Origin of the sequence: Paenibacillus sp. JNUCC32 (assembly GCF_014863545.1) — a bacterium.
GTDB classification, from domain to species: Bacteria; Bacillota; Bacilli; order Paenibacillales; family Paenibacillaceae; genus Paenibacillus_AQ; species Paenibacillus_AQ lautus_A.
Genome location: NZ_CP062260.1, coordinates 1,076,165 through 1,102,024, shown reverse-complemented (window position 1 = coordinate 1,102,024; position 25,860 = coordinate 1,076,165). Strand labels below are relative to the sequence as shown.

28 protein-coding genes and 1 pseudogene are annotated in these 25,860 nt (G+C 50.8%); all 29 read right to left on the bottom strand.

Translation table 11 applies throughout. The features are described from left to right. Positions 1-31: 31 nt before the first annotated feature. Complete coding sequence (locus tag JNUCC32_RS05060; protein WP_096774509.1) at positions 32-922, bottom strand: MinD/ParA family protein; 891 nt, start codon at positions 920-922, stop codon at positions 32-34. Continuing rightward, positions 919-2,358: a flagellar biosynthesis GTPase FlhF gene (gene flhF / locus JNUCC32_RS05055; RefSeq protein ID WP_192571279.1), complete on the bottom strand. Its 1,440-nt coding sequence runs from the start codon at positions 2,356-2,358 to the stop codon at positions 919-921. Before flhF ends, JNUCC32_RS05060 begins: the two co-directional genes overlap by 4 nt. Beyond that, positions 2,355-4,388, bottom strand: a complete 2,034-nt coding sequence (gene flhA / locus JNUCC32_RS05050; protein WP_009594696.1) for a flagellar biosynthesis protein FlhA — start codon at positions 4,386-4,388, stop codon at positions 2,355-2,357. Before flhA ends, flhF begins: the two co-directional genes overlap by 4 nt. A gap of 24 nt (positions 4,389-4,412) precedes the next feature. Further along, entirely contained in the window at positions 4,413-5,501 is a 1,089-nt protein-coding gene (gene flhB / locus JNUCC32_RS05045) for a flagellar biosynthesis protein FlhB (RefSeq protein ID WP_192571278.1), read from the bottom strand. A gap of 20 nt (positions 5,502-5,521) precedes the next feature. Further along, positions 5,522-6,310 carry a flagellar biosynthetic protein FliR gene (fliR, locus tag JNUCC32_RS05040; protein ID WP_015736320.1) on the bottom strand — a complete coding sequence of 263 codons (789 nt, stop codon included), beginning with the start codon at positions 6,308-6,310 and terminating at the stop codon, positions 5,522-5,524. Positions 6,311-6,321: 11 nt separating this feature from the next. Further along, positions 6,322-6,591, bottom strand: a complete 270-nt coding sequence (gene fliQ, locus JNUCC32_RS05035) for a flagellar biosynthesis protein FliQ (protein ID WP_009594725.1) — start codon at positions 6,589-6,591, stop codon at positions 6,322-6,324. Positions 6,592-6,631: 40 nt separating this feature from the next. Then, entirely contained in the window at positions 6,632-7,384 is a 753-nt protein-coding gene (fliP, locus tag JNUCC32_RS05030; protein ID WP_009594726.1) for a flagellar type III secretion system pore protein FliP, read from the bottom strand. After that, entirely contained in the window at positions 7,381-7,905 is a 525-nt protein-coding gene (locus JNUCC32_RS05025) for a flagellar biosynthetic protein FliO (protein ID WP_192571277.1), read from the bottom strand. Before JNUCC32_RS05025 ends, fliP begins: the two co-directional genes overlap by 4 nt. 11 nt (positions 7,906-7,916) lie before the next feature. Continuing rightward, positions 7,917-8,282, bottom strand: a complete 366-nt coding sequence (locus JNUCC32_RS05020; RefSeq protein ID WP_006211317.1) for a response regulator — start codon at positions 8,280-8,282, stop codon at positions 7,917-7,919. Between the two features lie 29 nt (positions 8,283-8,311). Continuing rightward, complete coding sequence (gene fliY, locus JNUCC32_RS05015; RefSeq protein WP_192571276.1) at positions 8,312-9,574, bottom strand: flagellar motor switch phosphatase FliY; 1,263 nt, start codon at positions 9,572-9,574, stop codon at positions 8,312-8,314. Then, positions 9,564-10,563, bottom strand: a pseudogene (gene fliM / locus JNUCC32_RS05010) (flagellar motor switch protein FliM). Before fliM ends, fliY begins: the two are co-directional and overlap by 11 nt. Positions 10,564-10,598: 35 nt before the next feature. Continuing rightward, the gene (locus JNUCC32_RS05005; RefSeq protein WP_009594755.1) at positions 10,599-11,063 is read right to left on the bottom strand and encodes a flagellar basal body-associated FliL family protein; all 465 of its coding nucleotides are present in this window, start codon (positions 11,061-11,063) and stop codon (positions 10,599-10,601) included. Further along, positions 11,060-11,284 (bottom strand): flagellar FlbD family protein, encoded by a 225-nt coding sequence (locus JNUCC32_RS05000; RefSeq protein ID WP_009594749.1) that lies wholly within the window; start codon positions 11,282-11,284, stop codon positions 11,060-11,062. The genes JNUCC32_RS05005 and JNUCC32_RS05000 overlap by 4 nt, the downstream gene beginning before the upstream one ends. A 51-nt stretch (positions 11,285-11,335) precedes the next feature. After that, the gene (locus tag JNUCC32_RS04995) at positions 11,336-12,160 is read right to left on the bottom strand and encodes a flagellar hook-basal body complex protein (protein ID WP_119847462.1); all 825 of its coding nucleotides are present in this window, start codon (positions 12,158-12,160) and stop codon (positions 11,336-11,338) included. A 74-nt stretch (positions 12,161-12,234) separates the two neighbouring features. Further along, the gene (locus JNUCC32_RS04990; protein ID WP_192571275.1) at positions 12,235-12,624 is read right to left on the bottom strand and encodes a TIGR02530 family flagellar biosynthesis protein; all 390 of its coding nucleotides are present in this window, start codon (positions 12,622-12,624) and stop codon (positions 12,235-12,237) included. Next, positions 12,621-13,181 carry a flagellar hook capping FlgD N-terminal domain-containing protein gene (locus JNUCC32_RS04985; RefSeq protein ID WP_192571274.1) on the bottom strand — a complete coding sequence of 187 codons (561 nt, stop codon included), beginning with the start codon at positions 13,179-13,181 and terminating at the stop codon, positions 12,621-12,623. Before JNUCC32_RS04985 ends, JNUCC32_RS04990 begins: the two co-directional genes overlap by 4 nt. A gap of 20 nt (positions 13,182-13,201) precedes the next feature. Beyond that, on the bottom strand, positions 13,202-14,548 hold the full coding sequence (locus JNUCC32_RS04980; RefSeq protein WP_192571273.1) for a flagellar hook-length control protein FliK: 1,347 nt from the start codon (positions 14,546-14,548) through the stop codon (positions 13,202-13,204). A 46-nt stretch (positions 14,549-14,594) separates the two neighbouring features. Beyond that, complete coding sequence (locus tag JNUCC32_RS04975) at positions 14,595-15,527, bottom strand: MotE family protein (protein WP_015736327.1); 933 nt, start codon at positions 15,525-15,527, stop codon at positions 14,595-14,597. Positions 15,528-15,565: 38 nt separating this feature from the next. Next, positions 15,566-16,009, bottom strand: coding sequence for a flagellar export protein FliJ (fliJ, locus tag JNUCC32_RS04970; RefSeq protein WP_009594763.1), 444 nt, complete (start codon positions 16,007-16,009; stop codon positions 15,566-15,568). A gap of 9 nt (positions 16,010-16,018) precedes the next feature. Then, positions 16,019-17,338, bottom strand: coding sequence for a flagellar protein export ATPase FliI (fliI, locus tag JNUCC32_RS04965; protein WP_009594717.1), 1,320 nt, complete (start codon positions 17,336-17,338; stop codon positions 16,019-16,021). Beyond that, positions 17,322-18,176, bottom strand: a complete 855-nt coding sequence (locus JNUCC32_RS04960; protein WP_192571272.1) for a FliH/SctL family protein — start codon at positions 18,174-18,176, stop codon at positions 17,322-17,324. The genes fliI and JNUCC32_RS04960 overlap by 17 nt, the downstream gene beginning before the upstream one ends. After that, positions 18,169-19,185 carry a flagellar motor switch protein FliG gene (gene fliG, locus JNUCC32_RS04955; RefSeq protein ID WP_015736330.1) on the bottom strand — a complete coding sequence of 339 codons (1,017 nt, stop codon included), beginning with the start codon at positions 19,183-19,185 and terminating at the stop codon, positions 18,169-18,171. Before fliG ends, JNUCC32_RS04960 begins: the two co-directional genes overlap by 8 nt. An 11-nt stretch (positions 19,186-19,196) precedes the next feature. Then, positions 19,197-20,777 (bottom strand): flagellar basal-body MS-ring/collar protein FliF, encoded by a 1,581-nt coding sequence (gene fliF / locus JNUCC32_RS04950; protein ID WP_009594716.1) that lies wholly within the window; start codon positions 20,775-20,777, stop codon positions 19,197-19,199. 34 nt (positions 20,778-20,811) lie between these two features. Then, positions 20,812-21,120 (bottom strand): flagellar hook-basal body complex protein FliE, encoded by a 309-nt coding sequence (gene fliE, locus JNUCC32_RS04945; protein WP_009594713.1) that lies wholly within the window; start codon positions 21,118-21,120, stop codon positions 20,812-20,814. Between the two features lie 44 nt (positions 21,121-21,164). Further along, the gene (flgC, locus tag JNUCC32_RS04940) at positions 21,165-21,614 is read right to left on the bottom strand and encodes a flagellar basal body rod protein FlgC (protein WP_009594707.1); all 450 of its coding nucleotides are present in this window, start codon (positions 21,612-21,614) and stop codon (positions 21,165-21,167) included. Between the two features lie 6 nt (positions 21,615-21,620). Continuing rightward, positions 21,621-22,028, bottom strand: coding sequence for a flagellar basal body rod protein FlgB (flgB, locus tag JNUCC32_RS04935; protein WP_015736331.1), 408 nt, complete (start codon positions 22,026-22,028; stop codon positions 21,621-21,623). Between the two features lie 457 nt (positions 22,029-22,485). Then, positions 22,486-23,892: an ATP-dependent protease ATPase subunit HslU gene (gene hslU / locus JNUCC32_RS04930; RefSeq protein WP_096774516.1), complete on the bottom strand. Its 1,407-nt coding sequence runs from the start codon at positions 23,890-23,892 to the stop codon at positions 22,486-22,488. Between the two features lie 49 nt (positions 23,893-23,941). Beyond that, positions 23,942-24,484: an ATP-dependent protease subunit HslV gene (gene hslV, locus JNUCC32_RS04925; RefSeq protein WP_006211334.1), complete on the bottom strand. Its 543-nt coding sequence runs from the start codon at positions 24,482-24,484 to the stop codon at positions 23,942-23,944. Between the two features lie 29 nt (positions 24,485-24,513). Beyond that, on the bottom strand, positions 24,514-25,848 hold the full coding sequence (gene trmFO, locus JNUCC32_RS04920; protein WP_375120308.1) for an FADH(2)-oxidizing methylenetetrahydrofolate--tRNA-(uracil(54)-C(5))-methyltransferase TrmFO: 1,335 nt from the start codon (positions 25,846-25,848) through the stop codon (positions 24,514-24,516). Positions 25,849-25,860 lie beyond the last annotated feature (12 nt).

Below are 25,860 nucleotides of genomic sequence, written 5' to 3'. Positions count from 1 at the left end.
CACTCCTATTTCCATTAATCCAACCGAAGAATCATTTCGTACGTTTAAGCCATCGATGCATAAATCCTTTGATTCCCTTCGGGGTTTCCGGCTCCGCGGCAGCAGGAACGGCCAAGTAACGAAGAGCGATCCGTCTGATATCGCTGGAAGCGTTGCACCGTGGATAGGCTGCCGTAAACGGAACCTGCCGCTTGACGGACTGGACTACATGCGTATCATCGGCAATCGAGCCGAGCAGCTTGATGTCGATGTCCAGAAAACGCTGGGCCGTCAAAATAATTTTGCCCGCCGCCTCACGAGCCTCTTCCTCGTCCCCTGCACGGTTGACGATCAGGCTGAACGGAACCTTGCTTTCCGTGCCGTGGACCACCTTGATTAACGCATAGGCATCCGTGATGGACGTCGGCTCCGGCGTCGTAACGACAAGGCATTGATCAGCGGACGTAATAAACTTCATGTTTTCCTTGGATAGCCCGGCCCCTGTATCGAAGATAATGTAGTCCATCCCGGAAGCAATGCGCTCGATCTGGGATATGAAATAATCCATCTCTTCCTCGGACAGGGACATCATGTCCGCCAAACCCGAACCTCCGGCAATGTAAGGCAGCTTGTCCGGCCCATGCTGAATCACTTCTTCTATGCTCTTCTCCCGGCGAATGAGATGATACAGGCTGTACCGAGAGCTTACACCCATCAGAACGTCAATGTTTGCCATGCCGATATCGGCATCAAAGACCAGAACCCTTTTTCCCATCGATTGCAAAGTCAATGCAAAATTCAACGTGAAATTGGATTTCCCAACCCCGCCCTTGCCGCTGCTGACCGTTATGATCTTGGCGGTTCTTGCGGAGGTCGCCTTGGCGCTCTCCCCGGGCTGCTGGGCCGAAACCAACTGGCGAAGCGAGTGAGCTTGATCCGTCATGTACGACTCTCTCCCAGCAGCAGACGGCATAACCGTTCAGGGTCGGCCATCAACAGATCATCGGGCACATTTTGACCATTGGTCATATAAGACAGGCGAAGGTTGTGGGCATCGATCAGATTAAACAAGGCGCCGTAGCTTCCGGTTTCATCCATCTTCGTGAAAATAACCTTATCCAGCTCGTATTTGCTGAAATGATCCGCGATTTCGATCATATCGCTGCTCTTGGATGTGAGGCTGAGGACAAGATAAGTTTCGCTTTGATCGGAATGGGAGAACAGGCTTTGAAGCTCGGAAACGAGCAGCTCATTCCGATAGTTCCGGCCGGCCGTATCCATTAATACCAAATCGCAGTCCTGGAGCTTCTGAAGGGCTCGCTGCATGTCGCCGGGCGACTGCACGACTTCCATCGGCACATTGAGAATGGAAGCATAAGTGCGAAGCTGTTCAACGGCGGATATCCGATACGTATCGGACGTAATGAAGCCTACCTTGCGTTGATTGCGGAACAGCTGCTCTGCAGCGATCTTCGCAATCGTGGTTGTTTTGCCGACCCCCGTTGGGCCAGCGACATATACGATCCGCGTCCCGGGCTGAACGCCGTCGCCGATACGCCCCTCAAGGAACGCCTCGGCCTGCTTGTAAATCACGTTCAGAAGCTCGGTCTCGCTCATCTGCATTTGGCTGGCTTTCCAGGCATCTTCCGCGGCCGCGAGCCACTCTTCCGCCAGCTTGGCCGATAAATCCTGCTTCAGGAGCTGATCCCGGATAACATGCAACGGCTCGGGAAGATGCTGCGCCTCCAGATTCTGCCTGGATAATCGCGCGATCCATTCCTTCATTTCCTTAAGCTCTTCAAGGACTCTCTGTTCGGATTCGCTGATTCCCAGTCGTGAACTTAACGACTCCTCCTGTCCCCCGCGGGATGGTTTCTTTGCTTCAAGAGAAGCAGCGGCTTCCGTTGAATCGCTGCGTTCCGCTGCCGGATCAGCCTCTGCAGGCTGCTGCGTCTGGCTGACCCCGTCCTTTTGCCTGTCCACAACCTCCTCGGAAGCTGCCACCTGGCTAAGCAACTCGGCAAAGCGGCTATAGTCGGCCTCTTGCCGCGCATCCGCTGCGGCATCCGCGTTATTCACTGGAAGCGGGGAGGTTTTAGGGCCTTGCTTTGAAATTTCAGCCGTTCGCTGGTAGGCTTTGGGTACCGCCCCTGATGGAACAGAAGGCGTAACTTTGGGCTTGACCGGCGCAGAGCCCTTGGGCTTTTCCGCCTGCTCTACCGCCGCGATCACCTCTATTTTCTTGCGGGTGAACATCCCGAGGAACCCGCCTACCTTGGTTTCCTTCGTGCTCAGTATGACGGCATCCGCACCCAAATCCGTACGAATATGCTGCATCGCCTCAGGCATCGTGTCGACGATATACCTTTTCACTCTCATAAGTTCACCACTCCGACACTTTGAATTTCGACGTTAGGCTCCAGCTCGCTATAGGACAACACCGGGATATCCTGCATGCTTCGTTCTATGACCTGCCGCAAATACATTCTTATGGCCGGCGAGGTCAGAAGCACGGGCTGCTGTCCCATCTGAATAATACGATTGACCTGCTCACTGAGCTTTTGAAACACGCTCTGCGTGGATGCCGGATCCATCGCGAGATAGCTTCCTTGGTCGCTCTGCTGAACGCTCTCGGCGATCTTCTTCTCCAGCTGCGGTCCGACCGTGATGACCCGCATCGCCTCTCCTTCTTGAGCGTATTGCTGTGTAATCTGCCGTGAGAGGGCTTGCCTTACATATTCGGTAAGGACATCAGGGTCCTTCGAATAATGCCCGTAGTCGGCAAGGGTCTCGAGAATCGTAACCATATCGCGGATGGAGATCTTCTCGCGAAGGAGCTTGGCCAATACCTTTTGCACTTCCCCGATGGTCAGCACGGAAGGAATGAGCTCGTCCACAAGGACCGGATAGCTTTCTCGAATATTGTCGACCAATGCCTTGGTTTCCTGGCGTCCGATCAGCTCATGGGCATGTCTCTTAATGAGTTCCGTCAGATGGGTAGCAACGACGGACGGTGGATCCACAACGGTATAACCGGCCAGATCCGCCCGTTCCTTCATGGCTTCGTCAATCCACAGTGCAGGAAGCCCGAACGCCGGTTCCGTCGTTTCGATCCCTGTTACGGAATCGTCCTCGTATCCCGGGCTCATGGCGAGATAGTGATTTAATAATAATTCACCGCCGCCGACAGCATTCCCTTTTATTTTTATGACATATTCGTTCGGTTTTAGTTGAATATTGTCGCGAATTCGGATGACCGGCACGACGAGTCCCAGTTCAAGCGCGCATTGTCTCCGGATCATAATGATACGGTCCAATAAGTCCCCGCCCTGCTGAGCGTCTGCCAGCGGAATCAACCCATATCCGAATTCGAATTCGATAGGATCGACCTGCAAGAGGTTGATCACGCTTTCCGGGCTTCGCACCTCTTCGATCTGCTGTTCCTCTTCCAGCTGCTCCACTTCCACCTGCTTGCGATCCAAATTGTTCTGCATCGTCCGTGCCGCGATAAATAGTATGAGTGCAATCGGCGCGGTCGTGATCAGATGAATCGGTGTGAAGATTCCCAGCAGCAGGACGGTTCCTGCAACGATGTACAACAGATGGGGATATGAGAAGAGCTGCCCCGTCAGATCCTCAGCCAGATTTCCTTCGGATGAAGCACGCGTAACAATCAGGCCCGCGGCCGTGGAAATCAGGAGAGCCGGAATCTGGCTGACCAATCCGTCCCCGATCGTCAGGATCGAGTAGGTGCTCATCGCGTCTCCGAACGACATGCCGTGAATCGAGATCCCGATAATAAATCCGCCGATCAGGTTGATGAGCATGATGACGATCGTGGCGATGGCATCACCCTTGACGAATTTACTCGCACCATCCATGGCGCCGTAAAAGTCGGCTTCGCGCTCGATCTTGCTGCGGCGCTCCCTGGCTTGCTGCTCATTGATCAGACCCGCGTTCAGATCCGCATCGATGCTCATCTGCTTACCCGGCATCGCGTCGAGGGTAAATCTTGCCGCAACCTCGGCTACCCGTTCCGACCCTTTGGTAATGACGATGAACTGTACGACGACGAGGATCAAGAAGACGATGAAGCCAACCGCAATTTCGCCGTTGGCAATCCATTTGCCGAACGTGGCAACAACTTCGCCTGCGTTAGCTTCCGACAGGATCAGCTTCGTTGTCGATATGTTAAGCGCTACTCGAAAGAGTGTCGTGATGAGCAATAAGGAAGGAAAAATGGAGAAATCGAGCGCTTCCTTCGTATTCATGGCCACCAGCAAAATGATGAGCGCCAGCGAGATGTTGATAATCAGAAGTACATCGAGCAGCCATATCGGGATCGGAAGAATCATCATGAGTACGATGCCAATGACACCCGCAAGGACAGATAGATCTTTTATTTTCACTGCACAGACGCCTCCGGTCCCTAGTTATTTCGCTTTACCTTTTAGTTTATATACATAGGCCAGCACTTCCGCTACGGCCTGGAACAGGTCTCCCGGAATCGAATCCCCGATTTCCGACCGTTGGTACAAAGCGCGTGCCAGCGGCTTGTTTTCCATCGTTATAATTCCGTGTTCCTTCGCGATTTCCTTAATCCGCAAGGCCATGAAATCTTGACCTTTTGCAATGATTTGCGGAGCTTCCATCGTGGACCCGTCATATTTGATCGCCACTGCAAAGTGGGTCGGGTTCGTGATGATGACGTCGGCATTCGGAACTTCCTGCATCATCCGCTGAAGTGCCATCCGACGCTGGCGCTCCCTGATCTTTCCTTTGATCAGCGGATCGCCTTCCATTTTTTTGTACTCGTCTTTGATGTCCTGCTTGGACATCCGAATGTTTTTCTCGTAATCGTATTTCTGATACATGTAATCCAGAACGGCCAGAATGATCAGCCCGATGGCAATCTTAAAACCGAGCGACATGGTGATATCGGCCACGAAATGAAAGATGGTATCGGGTCCCATCGTCGATAAGGAGGATAAATCCTCCCTGGCAGCCCACAAGGTGCTGTACACGAGGTAACCGATAATGGTCAACTTGATGACCGATTTCAAAAACTCGACCAATGAACGCATCGAGAATATATTTTTGAACCCCTTGATGGGGTCGATTTTGCTGAACTTCATTTTCAGCGTCTCGCCGGTTAACATAAACCCGACCTGCAAATAATTAGCGACCAGCGCTATAACGAAAATCGAAATGAACAAAGGCGCGAGCAGAAGCAAGATTTGAACGCCATATTCCCCGAACAGCTGCATCACATTATCTTTCGTTACATTCATGGAGAGCCGATTAATGTATATATCGGTGAATAGTCGAACGGTGCGGTCCCTCATATAACCGCCAAAGATTAACAGGCAGAAGAAAGCCGCCAGCAAAACCGATGCACCCGATACCTCCATGCTCTTGGCAACTTGGCCCTTCTTACGCGTATCCTGGCGCTTCTTCGGTGTGGCTTTCTCCGTCTTTTCGCCAGCGAACAGCTGTAAGTCGACCGGATACCGGTATGACATCCGCTTCACCTCCATCTTCCTTAAGTCGGCTCGTCGCCAAGAACGCCGAGCAGCTCGCGGAGCGCTTCAAACATTTTGGCAAACAGATGATCAAACAGGGACACCAGCATCGGCATGAGCAGCATCAGCAGCACGAGCCCAACGATGATTTTGATAATAATCCCGATGACAAACACGTTGAACTGCGGAGCCGTCCTTGCCAGAAAGCCAAGCCCGACATCGGTCAGGAACAGGGCTGCCACCAGCGGAGCCGCCATTTGAATTGCCAATACAAACGAGTGCGAGAAGGTCCGAACGAGAAAATCCGTTACGTTACCCTCATGTATCTTCCCAAACACGTCACCCGTGATCGGGATCCAATCATAACTGTACATAATCGCATCAAACAAATAATGGTGACCATTCATGCTCAGGAACACCAGCAGAGCGAGATAATACTTGAAGTTCCCGATTAATGGGGTGGACGTCCCCGTAAACGGGTCGATGACATTCGCCATGCTGAAACCGATCTGAATATCAATTAATGCCCCGGCGGTTTGGACGACAGCCATGATGAGATAAGCAGTGAAACCTAGAAGCAGTCCCACCAGCACTTCCTGGACGATTAAGATGGCGTAAGACAGATCTTGCGGAACCACTTCCCCGAGCCCGAACGATAGATAGACGATCAGGGCGATAATGGCCGACAGGGCTATTTTGTAAGAAGAAGGTATGCCGCGCGAAGCAAACACTGGCGATATTACAAAAAAAGATGTTATTCGACAAAAAATAAGCATGAAAACTGGTAAACTTTGCTGCAACCATTCCATGGACACTCAGCCTATCCGATATATTTGTAGAGATTGTCCAAAATACCGTGCGTAAAATCCACTAACGTCGTTAATATCCAAGGACCAAACAGCAGTAACGCTACAAGAACGATGATGATTTTTGGTACGAAAGCCAGCGTCTGTTCCTGGATTTGTGTTGTCGCTTGAAAAATACTGATGATTAGTCCCACAACCAGTGCGAGAACCAGCATCGGCGCGCTCACCTGGAGCACAATATAGACCGCTTGTCCTGCCAGACCGATAATAAATTCAGCGCTCACGGCTTAGTCCCCCTGTATTCGAATTGCTTGCCGCTTATTGCTACGGGTTAAAGCTCATCAGCATGGATTTCACTACCAGATACCAGCCGTCCACCAAAACAAAGAGCAGAATCTTGAATGGCAGCGAGATCATGACCGGCGGCAGCATCATCATCCCCATTGCCATCAGCACGCTGGCAACCACGATATCGATGACCAGAAACGGGATGAAGATCATAAAGCCCATTTGGAAACCCGTCTTCAGCTCGCTAATGGCAAATGCCGGAACTAAAACCGTTAATGGAATGTCCTCGTAGGATTCGGGTTTCTCCGCGCCGGTGTAATTCATGAACAGCAGCAGGTCCTTTTCCCTTGTGTGCGCGAACATGAACTTCTTCATCGGGTCTTGAGCCTTATCCAGTGCTTCCGCTTGAGTGATCTCTCCTTTGAGGTAGGGCTGCAGCGCGACCTCGTTCATCGAGGATAACGTGGGAGCCATAACGAACAAGGTAAGGAACAGCGCCAGGCCGATCAACACTTGGTTTGGCGGTGTTTGCTGTGTTCCGAGCGAAGTACGGACAAAGCCGAGCACGATAACAATCCTTGTAAAACTTGTCATCAGCACCAGAATCGCCGGTGCAATACTAAGAATGGTGATCAGGAGTATCAAGGACAAGGAGCTTGTCCCCGGTGCATCTCCCTCATTACCGATTTGAATATCAATGTTCGGAATCGGATCCGCGAATGCCGTATGGGAAAACAATAATCCAAACATGATGAAAATCGTGATAGCGTACGAGATCTTTTTATTCATGAATCCTTATGATCCTCCCGCAGCAATTCTTCGACCTTTTCTTTCCGGTTCGGTACGCTGCGCAGCTTGGATTCGAACACTTCATGGAAAGAAGATGTATCGTCCAACTCCATTTCTTCCGGTGGTTTGTCTTTACGGAGTTTTGCCGCCAATTTCGTTATAAAAGGCGGCAGTGCCCCATTATGTATTCCAGAATCCTGTTCAAATGCAGCTTGGATAAGCGCAACTTCAGCCGGATCAGAAATTTTGTCCACCAACCGGACGTCTTCGCCAACTCCGATCACATAGATGCTGCCCCCAATTTCGACGAGCTGAAGGGATTTGTTAGGGCCCATACCAACCGCACCCAAAGTACGAATGGAGCGGCCCTGCATCCAGCTCTGATTCTTTTTGCCTAGAAAGCGAATCAGGAACACGATCAACGCAATGATGATGGCAAGTACGATAAAGACATAAAACAACTGTAAATAATACCCGGTAGTACTACTTGAGCCCAATCTGTCAGAAGCTGCCATCATCATAAGAAGAATCCTTATACGCCAAGCGTCTTGTTGATGGCTTCAATAACTCTGTCCGATTGGAACGGTTTAACGATGAAGTCTTTCGCTCCGGCTTGGATTGCGTCAATAACCATCGCTTGCTGACCCATGGCAGAGCACATAATTACTTTGGCATTGGCATCTACTTTTTTAATCTCTTTAAGCGCTGCGATACCATCCATTTCCGGCATCGTAATATCCATCGTAATCAGATCTGGACGAAGTTCCTTAAATTTCTCGATTGCTTGTGCACCGTCCTGTGCTTCCCCCACAACCTCGAATCCGTTCTTGACCAATATGTCACGGATCATCATTCTCATAAATGCAGCATCGTCCACGATCAGAATTCGGTTAGCCATTGATAAAAATCCTCCCTAAAATGTTTGTGCTATTGTAATTTTTGAATCCGGTCCCATTGGCTTACGATATCCGTCACACGCACACCAAAGTTCTCATCGATGACAACGACCTCGCCTTTGGCAATCAGTTTATGATTGACGAGGATGTCAACAGGCTCACCGGCCAGCTTGTCCAGCTCGATAATCGAACCTTGCGACATTTCCAGGATATCCTTAATTTGCTTTTGGGTCCTCCCTAATTCTACGGTGACTTTAAGGGGAATGTCCATCAGTAAGTTCAGATTGTTTTCATCCACCTGGGTGTACGGTGCAGATTGCAGATTAGCGAACTGCACGGGCTGTACATTCACATTGCGATTCGGCATGCCGCCATACTGTTGCGGCTGTGCTTGGTAAGGCATCTGCGGCTGACCGTATGGCATGGATTGCTGCGGGATGGGCCCGCCATGTCCTGGCATAGGCTGACCGTAGCCTTGTCCATAATCGTAGCCTTGACCCATGTCTTGGGTTTGTGCCGGATTAACCGGTGCTTGTGCCGACTCCTGGGCACTGGCCGGCGCTTCCACCGCTGGAGCAGCTTCCTGCTTCGCAGGCTGCGGTTCTTCTGTCCCGTTGATGAGCATGTGAACCATATCCTTGGAGAAATGAACGGGCAGCAGCTGCATAATGGTTGAATCAATAAGTTCACCGATAATTAATCGGAAAGAAATCTTAATCAGCGTTTCATCCGGCGGCAGGTTGTTGACCCCTTCCCCGTTCGCCATGTTGAGAATGTCAATGCCCGGCGGCGATATATTGACAAACCGGTTGAAAATCGTCGACATGCTTGTTGCGGAAGACCCCATCATCTGGTTCATCGCTTCCTGAACGGCACTGATATGAATCTCATTGAGTTCCTCTTCCACCGGGTTGCCTTCCCCGCCTAACATGAGATCGGCAATGACCTGCGCATCGCGTGTCTTAATGACCAGCGAATTAATTCCTTCAAATCCGTCCACGTACTTAACGTGTACCGCAACATGCGGCTTCGGAAATTCTTCCTCGAACTCGCTTCGCTTAATGATCGAAACTCTGGGGGTCGTGATATCCACTTTTTTGCCCAGCAAGGTGGACAGGGCGGTTGCAGCGCTGCCGAAGGTTATGTTACCGATCTCACCCAGCGCGTCCTGCTCCAGAGGTGTTAATACGTCATCGACAGTCGCCGCCGAAGGAATTGATGCTGGTGATGCCATTTCCGACTGTTTTAACAAAGCGTCGATTTCTTCCTGGGATAAATAATCTTTACTCGTCAAATTCTTCAGCTTCTTTAGATGACAATTTCATCGATTTGTACAGCAACCCGGTCTTTTATCGTTCCGGGACTGCCAATAAACTTTAATTTGTCGCCGACCTTGATGGATAGTCCGTCATGCATCGGCTTGTTTAACGAAATAACGTCGCCGACGCTCAGTCCTAAGAACTCGGACACGGTAAGCTGCGAAACGCCCAGCTCGGCAACGATCGGAAGCTTGGCTTTGCTTACGCGCTGTTTAAGAGCATCCACTTCCTCCGGAACGCTCGCTTTTTTCTCCGAGATGAACCATTGATGCGCGGACAGCTTGGACATGATCGGCTCCAGCACCACATGCGGTATGCACAGGTTAATCATGCCCGTGGTATCGCCGATTTTTGTGCTAAGGGAAATTAGCGCAATGGTTTCGTTCGGAGACACGATCTGCATGAATTGCGGATTCGTTTCCAATGCTTCGAGGCGCGGGGATATATCCAGCACCGTTTTCCATGCCTCCTGGAGGCTATCGAACGCCCGGCTGAATATGCGCTCCATGATAATCGTTTCGATTTCGGTCATCGAGCTGATGGAAGACGGAGCAATGCCCGTGCCTCCAAGCAATCGGTCCAGCATCGCGTAGGCAATGTTGGGATGGACCTCAAGCACCATCCGACCTACGAGCGGTTCGGCTTCAAATATATTAAGAACTGTCATTTTTGGTATGGAGCGAATAAATTCATCATACGGAAGCTGTTCAACCTGCACCACGTTGATTTGCACAAAAGTACGTAACTGCGCCGAGAAGTAGGTCGTCAAATAGCGTGCAAAGTTCTCGTGGATCCGAGTCAAGCTTCGAATATGATCCTTCGAAAAACGGAGGGCCCTCTTAAAATCGTAAGAACGGATTTTCTTTTGCGTTTCCTCTTTTTTCAGTTCTTCAGCATCCATTTCCCCTGAAGAGAGAGCGGCCAATAAGGCATCGATCTCATTCTGCGATAAAACATCAACCATCTACTCACCCCCTTACAGGTCGTCCGACGAACAGTCTAGATACCTACGATCATTACTTCTGTCATTTCGATTTGAATCAAGTGACCGGACGTTAACGACTTATTGATCAGGTTTTGCAGCTTGGCAATAAACTGTTCGCGCCCTTTGGAATCATTCAGTAATTCGGGTTTCGTGTCGGCCAGCGTTTTGATAATAATTGGTTTGATCTTGATTTCCTTGATTTTATCGAATTCTTCCTTTGCTTTTTTATCGTTAAGCTGAAAAGCAAAGGCCATCTGGGCAACAAATTCAGGATCTGCCAGATTCGTCTTGATACCGGTTATTTCCGATGTCATCTTTACGATCTCGTCGGCCGATAACTTGGATAAAGCCGCGGCATTGGCCGAAGCCTGACTTTTTCCGTTATCGCCAAGCAGCTTGTCCGACAACAGAAAGATGGCCAGGACAATCAGCGTAATCGATAACAGGATCGTAATTAACCAGGGGAGCATCTTTTTCATGAAGGTTCCTCCAATTGCTGCACTTTAATGGTGGCTTGATGAATGCCTACCTCGTGGTGATACGCCTTAACGGAAGCGATGATTTCATTTGCACTTTCAAGCACAATCATTCGCTTTCCATTAATCAAAGTAATGTAGGTGTCAGGAGTCTCCTCAACCATTTCTATCAACAGCGCGTTAAGCCACAACTGCGAACCATTTAACCTCGTTACCGATATCATGGATAGCCTCCTTGTTTAATTAGGGAGGGGAAGGCCCCTCCCTATCCATCCTTATCGTTTCAGATTGACAACTTCTTGAAGCACTTCATCCGAAGTCGTGATGATCCGGGAGTTAGCTTGGAAGCCGCGCTGAGCGACGATCATTTCAGAAAATTCGCCTGTCAAGTCAACGTTGGACATTTCAAGCTGACCGGCAATAATCGCACCGGTTCCTTCTTCCGCGTTGTTCCCTTCAAACATGACGGCAGCCAGATCGCCATCCGGAACTGCATTCAGGGTCACGCGATACATATTGCCTCCGATTTTTTCCAGGCCTTCCGGATTCGGAATTTTCGCAACGCCGATGATGGCTCCTTCTTCCGTCGTTCCGTCACTCATCTTCTGAATGATGGCGCCATTCTGAGCAATTGTGAATGCCGTAACCTCTTCGTCCAGCTGTATTGGGTCACCCGCCGAATCGAGAACGAGCATACCGTCCGAAGTGACCAGGTTACGCGCTACGTCGACATGAAAGTCGCCAGCACGAGTTAAGAAAGGCACTTCTTGATCCTCGCTGAGCTTTACCATGAAGAATCCGTCTCCGTCAATTCTCAGGTCTGTCGGATTATTGGTTGTCATTGCACTGCCTGGCGTATGCAAAGTATCAATCGAGCCGATGGATACGCCGAGACCGATCTGCTTCGCGTTTACGCCGCCGGATGGATCGTCGGTTCCCGGCGTAACGCCGGACATCGTTTGGCTGAGGATATCTTTAAACATGACACGTCCCGCTTTAAACCCAACCGTATTTACGTTGGCAATGTTATTACCAATGACGTCAAGTTTGGTTTGGAAACCTCTCATTCCGGAAATGCCGGAATACATGGATCTTAACATCGATTTTCCTCCTTCTGTTATGGACCGCTTCTGTCGATCAGCGGCCGCCTGGCTTCCTCACGGGCCAGCCAGATTTATGAAATAATAACTGCACTATCGATTTGCGTGAACACGTTGTCTTTCATCGCCTTGCCATCCATCGCCGTGACTACGGTCCGGTTCGGAATATTCACGATAAGGGCCATGTCCTTCATCAGAATGAGCGATTCCTTGCTCCCCTTCGCTGCGGCTTTGTCCACCGCACTCTGGATCTGTTCCAACTGATCACCCTTCAATTCAATGCCGCGCTGCTGTAGTCTCTTCGCCGCATGATTGCTAATTTTCAGGAGATTCTCATTTAAGAGCTCCTGGAACGTCCCGGGTGGAGGACTATGTTGAGCTTGCGCTGTTTTTCGTTCATTGTGAAGCGCTGCGGGATGTATTTTCCCGGGAAATAAATGCCCGATCATCATACGGTCACTCATGGTGAGGTTCCCCCAGACTCTTCATCTTGTCCCGGGTCTCCGGCTTCAGGCTCTCCCGGATCCGGATTGCCTGCTTCAGGTTCGGAAGGAACAGGATCCGTTGCTCCTGGATCATTCTCGGCCATAGCGTTCTCGATTTTCACGATCTGATCAAGCGATACTTCACTTTCACCGACTTTTGCGTAATGGACGCCTTCGCGTACGATGATGGAATCCACAAGACCGCTCTTCATGACGGAGTCCGAGCCATCCTCCGGTTTGAACATCCAGCTGATCTGTTTACCGATCAAACTTGAAGCAGCACCCAAAGACTGGCTCATTGCCGTCAATTGAGTATTGATATTCATCAGCTGCTCCAGGGAAGTAAACTGGGCCATTTGGGCAATAAATTCCCGGTCCTGCATCGGCTGAAGCGGATCCTGATGCCGCAATTGCGTAATCAGAATGCTTAAGAACTGGTCCTTCCCAAGCTCTTGGCCGTTTCCGTTTTTAGTGCTGACGTTCCCTTTGGCATAATTGGGCCACATATTTTTCGTAGATACCGGATTTGTTGCCATCCAAGCTCACCTCCTCACTGTTAGGCTTTCGCGGTAAATGTTCCTGCTTGCAAGTTCTCATCGTCGGCTTGATGCTCGGCAATCCAATCGTTCAATTCTTCCGTCAAATTCGCGGCAAGAACGGCATCGTCGGAAGGCCTATCTTTTTCCTTCGAGCGGTGCTGCGGCTGCTGCTGTCCTGATCCAGGCTGACGTCCATCCTGATAAAGATTGGCATTGGATGGCTGGCTGCTCTGCGTAACCTCAATTTTCTCGACCTGAAGTCCTTGGGCCAGCAATGCGCTTCGAAGCTGTGCCATTTGCTGGTCAATCAGCTCTTTAGCATCCGTCGACCGCGTCATGAACTGTGCGATCAACTGGCCGTTCTGCATCGTTAGCTTGATGTCCACTTGGCCCAGATGTTCCGGATTCAAGGAGATTCTCGCTTCGGTAAAACCGGTTTGCTTCACGATTTCGAGCTTATTAATAATGAAGGAAGTCATTTCGTTAGAGAAATTCTCAACAGGCACCGGCGGAGCTGCAGGTTTAACCGTAACTTGGGTTCCGGAACGCAGGGCCAGCTGACCGGCAGTAACCGTTCCTTGCTCCAGTAGGGAATCTCCTTCGTTTAACGCGAATTCAGCTGCTGTGCCGTCAACCGGGGTACTTGTGGCCAGAGTAGACCATTTAGCGTTCGCTTGCCCCGTTGTCTCAGATGAAGCCGACTGTCCTGCAGTATTCGCTGCAATGTTAGGCTGTACCGCATCCGGCTGCTTTTGGCTTAGGATGTTGGCAAAACTGCCGCTTGCTTTACTTTCTCCAGTCCCCGTTCCTTGACCAAGCAAACTTTGGAAGGACTGGACAAGCTGTTTGACGGCTGCCTCCGTCTGGAGGTCTACCTGACCCGATTTGGATAGCATCGAAGCCAGCTGGCTGATCGTGTCCTGTACCGCAAACCGAATCGTTTCCGGATGGGAAGCCAATGGCGACATCTCATTGCCGTCCGCGTTACCTTGGGCTTGAGGAGCTGTTCCGCTCAACAGAAGGTTCGCTTGCGTCAGCCAGTTCTGCAGCTCTTGCAATAACGATGGATCCTCTTCTAACGCCTGGTCCATGGTATCTAGCTCCTGCAGCAATCCTTGAAGCAGCTCCATTAAGCCTTCGACCGATTCGTCGGTTTCCGCTGTATACTGCGCAAGCAGGGATTCCAGCTTGGCCGCGACTTCTGTTGAAGTTGTTGCAGCGCCGCTGCCGCTGCCGTTCATCTGGTAAGTCAGCGTCGCATCAAAGGAAACACCCGCTGTCGCTTGACCGGCTGCGCTGGTCTTTCCGCTTCCCGCGGTACTGCTGACGGAAGAAGACATACTGCTTTGTACCGTTATTGTCATCGTCTATTTCACCTCCTTTCCTGAGGATGGAGATTCATTTCAGAGCTTATTTAGAGCCCATCAGGCGATTCAATATTTTAGCTGCCAGCTCCGCGTCTTTCGAGGACATCGCATTTAAAATTCGCGAACGAGTAGCATCGTCCACCGTATTTAGAATGGTCATCGTTTTCGCGGGGCTGATCTTGTACGTTTGCATCAGCAGGTCCGCAGCGTTGGCAGGCGTCATTCCGGCAAAAGTCTGATTCAGCTGGCTTTTATCCAGGTTCTCGGAGGTTTTCTTCTGCGCAGCCTCCGCGTCGTTCTTCTTCAGCCTGGATTGCAAAGCGGCAATGGCCAGATCTTCGGAGGTCTCCGCGTCTTTCAGCATCATGGTTGCATCCGCCGCCGTTTTCGGATCCATCTTCTGAAGGATGGCAACCCGGTTGCTGCTCTTCATTTGGCTCAGCATTAGCACCATTTCTTCCAGCGTCAGGTTCTGCATGATCGGTGCGGCTTTGCTGGGACTCATGTCCGCATAAAGCTTGGACAGCTCACGAATCTGCTTGGTGTACGCGTCTTCCTCTTCCGCCTCGCCGTCCGTGGATGTGCTTTGCATCGATTCTATTTGGGTTTCCAGCTCTTTCACCTTGTTTTCCTGCGTTGCTTTTTGCTCCGTTACTTCGTTTAACGTTTCTTCTTTCTCGGCAAGCTGCTTCTTAAGTTCCACGATCGTCGCTTCTGCGCTTTCTTCCTGCTGCTTCGCCTCTTTGAGCTTCTGCTCTTCCGGGGTCAACACCGGGTCAGGGACCCAGTTCTTAACGACCGGAATTTTATTGGCTACTTCGAGCAGCCCATCCCGGACATCGGCTCTGAAAAATACGGCGAGCGCTCCGAGCAGAACGATCGTGAATATAGCAGGTACCAAAATCAACAATATCCGTTCAAATCCACCGCCTGATTCTTCCTTATCAAGCGGCATGTCTTTTCGTGCCACACTCATTCCTCCCTCGCGGTCATACCCACCGGTGTTTGCAAACCTTAACGGGCTCTGATCGCAAAACGTACCGTCGCCATTTCGTCCAGCTCGTTTTGTTCCCGAAGGAGACTTTCATGCCGGAACTTTTCTTGGGATTTGTCTCTTGCCTTCAGCCACACTTTTTCGTCAAGCATTTTGTCGGACAATACCTTTTGTTTCTTCGTTACATTGACATGGGCGATCCGTATGTCATCCCGTTTCCGTTCAATGCATTCTTCCAGGTGCTCTGCATAGACCTGAATGTTTCGGATTTCTGCGACAGGCACGCACCGCGACGCCGCTTCCTGCTGAGCGCGGTACATTTGATCCCGCATCTCATACAGCTCATTCAAGCTTTTCTCTTCCGCCTGCAGCTTCCCGATGGCGCTTGACAGCATCCATTCCGCTTGCGTTTTCTCGTTGCTTTTCAGGTCTACGATTTTCTGGAATGCATAATGAAATTTCATTCTTCAAAGTCATCTCCTTGAAAACTCGGAAATCAAACGTTCCTGAACCTCATCCAATGTGGTCTTCTCATTCACTTTTTGTTTCGTAAAATCCCAGATTCGGCCGATGTATTCGATCGATTCATCGATGTCGGCATTCGAGCCCTGTTGGTAAGCTCCGATATTGATCAAATCCTCCGAGTCCTTGTAGATCGCCATCAAACGCTTTACGTTCTCGGAGGCATCGATTTGTTCCTCAGGCGAGATGTCTTTCATGACCCGGCTAATGCTGGCCAGCACGTCGATCGCCGGAAAATGGCCTTTGTTCGCGATATTCCGGTTGAGGACGATGTGACCATCCAGGATCCCCCTGACCGCGTCCGCGATCGGTTCGTTCATGTCGTCGCCGTCTACCAGCACCGTGTAAAAAGCGGTGATCGAACCCGTCGGACCCGTGCCTGCGCGTTCCAGAAGCTTCGGCAGACTGGCAAATACCGACGGAGTGTAACCGCGCATCGCCGGCGGTTCCCCTACGGCAAGCCCGACTTCGCGCTGCGCCATCGCATAACGGGTAACCGAATCCATCATCAGCATCACGTTCAGGCCGCGATCCCTGAAATATTCGGCGATCGTGGTAGCGATCAAGGCCCCCTTAATGCGGATGAGCGCCGGTTGATCCGAGGTGGCCACGATCACAACGGACCGTTTCAAACCTTCGGGACCCAGGTCTCGCTCGATGAAATCTAGCACCTCTCGTCCCCGCTCACCGATCAAGGCAATGACATTGACATCGGCTGAGGTGTTGCGTGCGATCATCCCCATCAGGGTACTCTTCCCGACGCCAGAGCCGGCGAATATGCCGACACGTTGGCCTTTGCCGATGGAGAGCAATCCGTCAATCGCCCGGACGCCGATGCTGATCGGCTCCTGAACCCTGGGCCGATTAAGCGGGTTCTGCGGAACGTTATGGGTGGAGTAATGCGGCATGCGTGCCGGAATGATGGATCCGTCGAGCGGTTGTCCCAATCCGTCCAGCACTTTGCCAAGCAGTTCCGAACCGACCTGCACGCTCAGCGGTTTGCCTGTGCCCACTACATCGCAGCCCGGGCCAATGGAGTGAAGCTCGCCGAGAGGCATCAGCAGCACTTTATTATCTCTGAAACCCACGACCTCCGCCTTGAGCGGCTTGGATTGCTTCGTGGGATAGATGTAGCAAACGTCGCCGATGCTGGCATCCGGCCCTTCGGACTCCACCATCAATCCGATGACCTGCGTAACCTTGCCGTTGATGCGGACGGGATCCAGATGTTTCAGATGGTCCATGTAACGGGCGCTATTCAGCTTCTTCATCTTGATTTCTCCGTTCCTCGACATCAAGGGCGATCCGTACGAGTTCTTTTTTGATCTCGGCCAGCTGTGTATCGATGCGTGCGTCCACGCTTCCGAAGGAAGACCGGATGACGCAGCCGCGATCCTTAACCGTGGAGTCCGGCAAAATTTGAAGCTCCGCCTGGGAGTCGATCGATAATCCGAGCTCTTCCCGCGCGGCGTATACGAATTCGAACTGATCAGGAGCTACGCAGAGGGAAATGATTCCTTTTTCCCGTTTGCGCGCCAGGTTCTTTCGAATCAGTTCCAGCGTGAATTCCGGTTCGATCGTAAGCTGACGATCCAGCACCTTCTCCGCAATGCTGCAGCTGAGCTCCACCAAAAACGGCTCTGCTTCCTGGATCAGATCTTCCTTGGCTTGGTGCGCGAGCTGAAGCAGCTCGCTCGCTTGCAGCGTCGCCTGCTCCATCAGTTCCTTCATCTCAAGCTCCGCCTTGGCAGAGCCCTCCGTATATCCTTGATTAAAACCTTCCATTTTCAGCGTTTCGGACAAATCTTCGTCCTGAAGTCTTCTTTCGGTCCACCAAGCCTCAATCTGCTCCTGCGCTTCGGTCAACAGACGCTGCGCCTCTTCCGAGGCCTCCCGGATTTGCCTCTCGGCAAACTCTTGAGCGTCCTTCAGCATTTCATGTTTCAAACGTTCGGCTTCAGCCAGCGTTTGTACAGCGGCCGGCTCGGCCGTCGGCGGTACAGGTTCCTCTACCGTTTCCTCGGTTGGCGAAGCGTAACGACGAGCAAGATCCAACTCTTTCAACACATCCATCGGTTTATAGTGGGACGATTTGATCAAGTTAGACAATGATGTCATCTCCTCCGCCGCGGGCAATAATAACCTCGCCCGCTTCTTCGAGTCTCCGGATCGTGCTTACGATCCGAGTCTGGGCTTCCTCCACGTCACGCAGCCGCACCGGTCCCATATATTCCATTTCTTCGCGGAAGGTTTCGGCCATCCGCTTGGACATATTGCGGAAAATAACGTCCCGCACCTCTTCGCTTGCCACCTTGAGCGCAAGCTGCAGGTCCGCGTTCTCGACGTCGCGGATGATGCGCTGTATCGAACGGTTGTCCACGTTGACGATGTCTTCGAACACAAACATCCGCTTCTTGATTTCTTCCGCAAGCTCGGGATCCTGGATTTCCAGGGAGTCGAGGATCGTCCGTTCCGTTCCGCGGTCTACGCCGTTCAGAATTTGAACGATGGACTCGATGCCGCCCGCACTGGTGTAATCCTGCGTCACCGTAGCCGACAGCTTCTGTTCCAGCACGCGCTCCACCTGAGCGATGACTTCCGGCGAGGTGCTGTCCATGACTGCAACCCTGCGCGCAACTTCCGCCTGCTTCTCTTGCGGGAGCGAAGACAGGATCGCGGATGCCTGCTCGTATTGAAGATAAGACAATACGAGAGCGATGGTCTGGGCATTCTCATTCTGGATAAAGTTCAGGATTTGGCTCGGATCCGCTTTACGGGCGAAGTCAAACGGTCTTACTTGAAGCGTTGCCGTCAGCCTGTTGATCACTTCCATCGCTTTTTGCTGTCCAAGCGCCTTCTCCAAAATCTCCTTCGCGTAATTGATGCCGCCCTGCGAGATGTATTCCTGGGCCAGGCAAATTTGATGGAACTCCTGAATAATGCTATCTTTCTCGACGCTGTCGACTTTGCGAACATTCGCAATCTCGAGCGTTAATTGTTCGATTTCTTCATCTCGAAGATGCTTAAATATTTGAGCAGACACTTCCGGGCCAAGTGTAATGAGCAGTATAGCCGCTTTTTGACGTCCGCTTAACATTTGGTTATTTCCCTTAGCCAATGCTTCCACCTCTATTCCTCAGCTAGCCATGTGCGAAGTAAATTCACGAATTCATCTGGCTTCTTCTTCGCCAAGGTTTCGAGCTGCTTACGAACCTGGCTTTCATTGGTTATGCTTTCGAGATTAATCGACGGGAATTCCGTAACGGGCGGAAGCTGAATGTCCTCTTCAAGCTCCTCCTGCTGCTGTCTGCGTCTGCGGATGAAGAAATAGGTTCCTCCCGCAATCAATGCCAACGCAGCGATACCGATTCCCCATAATACAGGCTGTGAAAATACGGATTTCGGATTTTCATCCGCATTTACATTAAATACCTGCGAAATAACCGAAACTTTTTTGGACAAATCAGCGTCTGTATAAGTAGAGTCTGAATCCGAAAGCGATGCTCTTACAATATTGACCAGGATGTTCTGAATAGCCGTTCTTGTGGCATCATCCAAAGTTTGTTGCCCGGCAGGTGGTTCAACCGAGACATTAATGGTTAAATCTTTAACAGTATATGGACTTGCAATGATATCCTTCGTAATCCGGTTAACCTCATAGTTAACGGTTTTGGAGAGCTCTTCCGAATTCGTTTCTCCGCTTCCAGAATCGCTTGGATATCCCGGAACTGCCTCTTCGCCTACGCCGGCCACGCCGCCTGTAGGACTGCCGGTTCCCGAATAGTTCTTCTGGATCTCCTGAACGCTGAGCTCAATCCCCTTCATTTCTTCTTCATCCACAGGGGTTACGATGTTTTCCTTGCTTTGCACCTGATCAAAGTTCAGTTTGGAAGCTACAAGAACATTGACTTTATTCGAACCCATGTATTGCGAGAGGAATTGCTGGACATTTTGCCTTACGTCGTTTTCGAATTTTTTCTGAAGCGCGAAATTTTCTTCCACCTTGCCGATCAATCCGCCTTGACCGCCTTTAGCTGTTGCGAGCAGCTCGACTTCGTCATTGGTGATCGTAATGTTCTCGATCGGCAAATTGGGAATGGCCGTTTTCACGAGGTTGTAGTAACCGTCTATGACTTCCTGATTAGGACGATAGCCCGGTTTAAACTGTACAACCACGGAAGCGCTGGCCTGATCTTCGTTTCCGTTTTTCGCGAACACACTTTCTTTAGGCAGGTTCAATAATACCGTTGCGTCCTGAACGCCCTGCATCTTCTCCAGCAGCCGTTCGACTTCGCCGTTCAGTGCATTTACATATTTCACTTCGAATTCGTTATCCGTCATCCCGATGGCTGACGCATTCTTTTCGAAGGTTTCGAATCCGATCGTGCCGTTCTGCACCAGTCCTTGTGATCCTACATCGATCTGGACTTTAGCTGCGCTTGTGCTCGGAACCAGAATGCTTCTACCGTCCTCGCTCAGCTTGTAGGAAATCCCCTGGGTCTCCAGGTGGCTGATGATGCCTGCGGCGTCGCTGGAATTCAGATCCCGGAACGCTACTTCATACTTCGTCTTAGAGAACTGCATCGTTAGTACGACTAGAGCAATTAGAACAAATGCTACGGTAGCGATTAACATTATTTTTTGTTTGTTGCTGAATTGGTTCCAATACTGGGTCATTCTCTCCCGATATTGGGTAATTCTCTCGTTCACATTGTCACCCCATCCGAAACTTTGCTAGAAACATTTAGATTTGCGTGCGCATGATCTCTTGATAGGCTTCTACCACTTTGTTTCGGACCTGTGTCGTGAGCTGGATGCTCAACAGAGCCTGTTGGGCGGATATCATCGCCTGATCTACGTTTACTTGTCCAATCATTAATTTATCGCTCATCACGTGCGCGTTCTGTTCCTGCGCGGCCACGGAGTTCAGTGCTTCATTTAGGTAAGAGCCAAAATCTCGAATCGATTCGGAAGGAGTCGCACCATTTTTCACTTGCTCCTGCATTTGCAGCGGCTGTACACCCTGAACACTGAACATTGCATTCTGAATCATCTCTCTCTCCTCCTACTATGCTGGTCTATGTATATATCCTCGTCTTATCTTCCAATCTCCAAAGCCTTCATGATCATCGCTTTCGAAGCGTTTATCGCCGTAACGTTAGCCTCGTAAGAACGGGTAGCTGCAAGCATATCCACCATTTCCTTCGTAATATCGACGTTAGGCATAAAGACATAGCCTTCAGCATTCGCATCCGGATGTGTGGGGTTATATACCTGCTTCAACGGGGATTGATCTTCCCGCACCTGCGCAACCTTGACCCCTTGCCCTGCATTCTGACCGTTCATCTGGGCTCTGAGAAGCCCTTCGAAGGATTCCTGCTGCGGCTGAAACACAACCGTCTTTCGGCGATACGGAACGGCTTGTCCATTCTCGATTCGCGCGCGCGTGGTTTCCGCATTGGCTATGTTGGAGGAGATAACATCCATTCGAAGCCGTTGTGCCGTTAGAGCTGATGCATTAATTCCGAAGCTATTGCTAATATTCATGAATCCCTATCTCCCTTCAATAGCTGTACGCATCATTCGAATCTGCTCATTTACAGCTTGTATGTACGAATTATAACGAAGCTGATTCTCTGCAAGCAGCGACATTTCTCTGTCTGCATCGACATTATTCTGGTTGTTATTCATGGAACTGCTGCCGTCCTTTATGACCGAAGCATCCGGGATTGACCCGGTTGGACCGATGACAAAATGCCTGGGATCCGTTCTTCTGCCCTGAAGCGACAACTGGGCTCCATCCATTTCTTTCTTCAGAAGACTCTCAAAGGATACTTCGGATCTCTTAAAATGAGGTGTATCCACGTTCGCGATGTTGTTTGCAATCACGTTGTTCCTGAGATTCGCTGCATCCAAACCGCTTTGAAGCCGTTGAAAAGAACTATTATTCAACAGATTCACTAGCTCATTCCTCCTGACTGGATTTGCCGAAAGGTATTCCACTCTTCCTAGCTAAACCCTCTTTTTTCGACAAATAATATAATCCGTACGAACTAACCTAGGTCTTAAGTAGAAAAAGACAACATGATGTCACATAAACTAAGTTTCTTAAAGATTGGGACTTTTTACAATAAGAAAAAAGCCCTATCTTTTACCAAAAAGAAGGGCTTTGTGTTCATTTTTATCCGATTTTTTTCTATATTATTGCAAATCGTACCACTAAATCTGTAAATTTTAAGTGAATTTACCCGCTAGGTAGGTCCTGTTCCCATCCTGAATATTCACAAAAAATTGCGAAATCCGTCCCGTTCCCTTCCAACATGCGAAAGCGCTTCGACATCCAGCAAGAAAGGCCGGGATGAATATCGACAATTATCTCCTTTTTGCATACCCGGCAGATAGACCTATACGAATGCAACTACAGAATATACTGGCTCAGGTCCCGATCCTGGGCGATGCCGGCAAGTTTCTCCCGGACATACTGCGGGGTGATCACCATCCGGTCCAGCGTCAATTCAGGCGCTTCAAACGACAGATCCTCCAGCAGCTTCTCCAATATCGTATGGAGCCTCCGTGCGCCGATATTCTCCGTGTTCTGGTTCACCGAAGCCGCGATTTGGGCAATCTCCCGTATCGCTTCCGGCGAAAACTCGATTTCCAGGTCTTCGGTACGAAGCAGATTGACGTATTGTTTGGTCAATGCGTTTTTCGGCTCGGTCAAAATGGAAACAAAATCGTCGAGCGACAAACTGTTCAGCTCTACCCGAATCGGAAAACGCCCCTGAAGCTCGGGAATCAAATCCGACGGCTTCGCGATATGGAATGCGCCAGCAGCAATAAACAGGACAAAGTCCGTTTTTACCGGCCCGTATTTCGTCATGATCGTGGAGCCTTCCACGATAGGCAGAATGTCGCGCTGCACGCCTTCCCTGGACACATCAGGACCCGATTGACGTCCCTGGCTGGCAACCTTGTCGATTTCGTCGATGAAAATAATCCCGGATTGCTCGGCCCGTCGTATGGACTCCTGGATGACATCATCCATATCAATGAGCTTGCCTGCTTCTTCCTGCGTAAGCACTTTTCTGGCTTCCTTGACGGATAGCTTGCGGCGCTTCGTACGCTTCGGCATCAGGTTGCCGAACATTTCCTGCATATTCATGCCCATCTGATCGTTGCCCTGTCCGGCAAACATGTCGAACATATTCGGTGCGGCATCCTCCACATCGATCTCAATCGTTTCGTCTTCAAGCTTGCCGGACAGCAGGTTAAAGCGCACCTGTCTCCGCTTCTCTTTAAGACTAACGTCCTTATCGTCCGCCTCTTCCTCATCGGCCTGGGTTTCGTTGTTTCCACCGCCAAATAGCATCTCAAAGGGATTACGCTGGCTCTTCTGGCCTTTGGTTGAAGGCGCCAACAGCTGAACGATCCGCTCGTTCGCCATTTCCTCGGCTTTGTCCTTAACCTTCTCCGTACGTTCCAGCTTCACCATCCGGATCGCGGTTTCCACCAGATCCCGCACCATGGACTCCACATCACGGCCGACATAACCAACCTCGGTAAACTTCGTTGCCTCGACCTTGACGAACGGTGCATGGACCAGCTTGGCAAGCCTTCTCGCAATTTCCGTTTTGCCGACGCCGGTAGGACCGATCATCAGAATGTTCTTCGGTACGATTTCATCCCGCTCGTCATCGGTCAGCAGACTCCGGCGATAACGGTTCCGAAGTGCGACAGCGACCGATTTTTTAGCGTCCTTCTGGCCTACGATGTATTTATCCAGCTCGGATACAATCTGTCTAGGCGTCATCGATTCTTTACTCATCGCGAATACCTCCACCCCTGATATGGCTATATGTTGCTGCATGGCCCTCTTACAGCTCTTCAACAATAATGTTGCTGTTGGTGTAGACACACACCTCAGAAGCGATCTGAAGGGCTTCTCTGGCGATGTCTTTCGCTTCCATATGCCCTGCATGGCGTTTAAGCGCACGTCCGGCAGACAAGGCAAAATTGCCGCCTGACCCGATGGCCAGCACATCATCATCAGGCTCGATGATTTCGCCGCCGCCGGAAATCAGCAGCATCCCCGTTTTGTCCATAACAATCATCAAGGCTTCAAGTTTGCGAAGCACCCGGTCTTGACGCCAGTCCTTCGCAAGCTCGACAGCGGCCCGCTGCAGGTTTCCATGGTGCTCCTCCAGCTTGCCTTCGAATTTCTCAAACAACGTGATCGCATCCGCCACAGAACCGGCAAAACCGGCGACAACTTGTCCCCGGTAAAGACGGCGCACTTTCTTGGCGGTCTGCTTCATGACTACACTTTCACCGAATGTGACTTGGCCATCGCCGGCTATAGCTGCCGTGCCATTGTGCCGCACTGCGCAAATCGTCGTGGCGTGAAAAGTCATTTCCATGATGGCAAGACCTCCCTAAGAAAATAAGATTAGATTGTATTTAGTTCATGCTCGCTGATAAATACGCGTACCCCGTCAAGAGCACGGTTCGCAAGCGCTTCGTTCTTTTCCTTTTTGTTGCGAATCCGCTTCTCTAGGCCCGGAAGAAGACCGAAGTTCGCGTTCATCGGCTGGAAATTATCGGGATCCGCATGGGTTATGTAATAAGCCATGCTCCCGATGGTCGATTCCTGAGGGAATACGATCCCCTCACGCCCCTGAGCCGCCCTTGCCGCATTAATGCCAGCAATCAATCCGGACGCCGCCGATTCAACATACCCTTCGACGCCGGTCATTTGTCCCGCCAGGTACAAATTCGGCCGTGTTTTCACCTGATAGGTTTGTTCCAGCAATTTCGGCGAATTGACAAACGTATTGCGGTGCATGACGCCGTATCGCACGATTTCGGCGTTCTCGAGGCCCGGAATCATGGAAATGATGCGCTTCTGTTCGCCCCATTTCAAGTGAGTCTGGAAACCGACAAGATTATAGAGGGTTCCTGCCGCATTATCCTGACGGAGCTGCACCACAGCATGCGGCAGCTTGCCCGTATGCGGGTTCACCAATCCAACAGGCTTCATCGGGCCGAACAAGGCGGTTTGTTTGCCACGCTTCATCATGACCTCGATCGGCATGCAGCCCTCGAAATAAATCTCCTTCTCAAACTCTTTCAACTGTGCGACTTCCGCATTGATTAGAGCGTCATAGAAAGCGTCAAACTCTTCTTCCGTCATGGGACAATTCAGATAAGCCGCTTCGCCTTTATCATAACGGGATGCCAGATAGACCTTGCTCATATCAATAGAGTCTTTTTCCACGATCGGAGCAGCCGCATCGTAAAAATAGAAATAGTCTTCGCCCATCAGCTCGCGGATTTGCGACGACAATGCCGGCGAAGTCAGCGGTCCCGTAGCAATCACAACGATGCCTTCTTCAGGTATATGCTGAATTTCTTCATTTACGACCTCGATTAACGGATGCTGATGCAAGGTTTCCGTAATTTCTCCGGAGAAGCCGTCGCGGTCGACGGCCAATGCGCCGCCAGCCGGGACGGAATTGCGGTCAGCCGATCCGATGACGAGGGAATTCAGCATCCGCATCTCTTCCTTCAATACGCCGACCGCATTGGTTAATCCGTTCGCGCGAAGCGAATTACTGCATACAAGCTCGGCGAACTTGTCCGTATGATGAGCCGGCGTCTTTACGACCGGCCGCATCTCGTATAGTGTAACGGGTACGCCTCGGCTGGCGATCTGCCAGGCAGCTTCACTGCCAGCAAGTCCTGCCCCGATAACCGTAACCCTCTGTGAATCTGTCAACGTCATTACCCCCTGTAT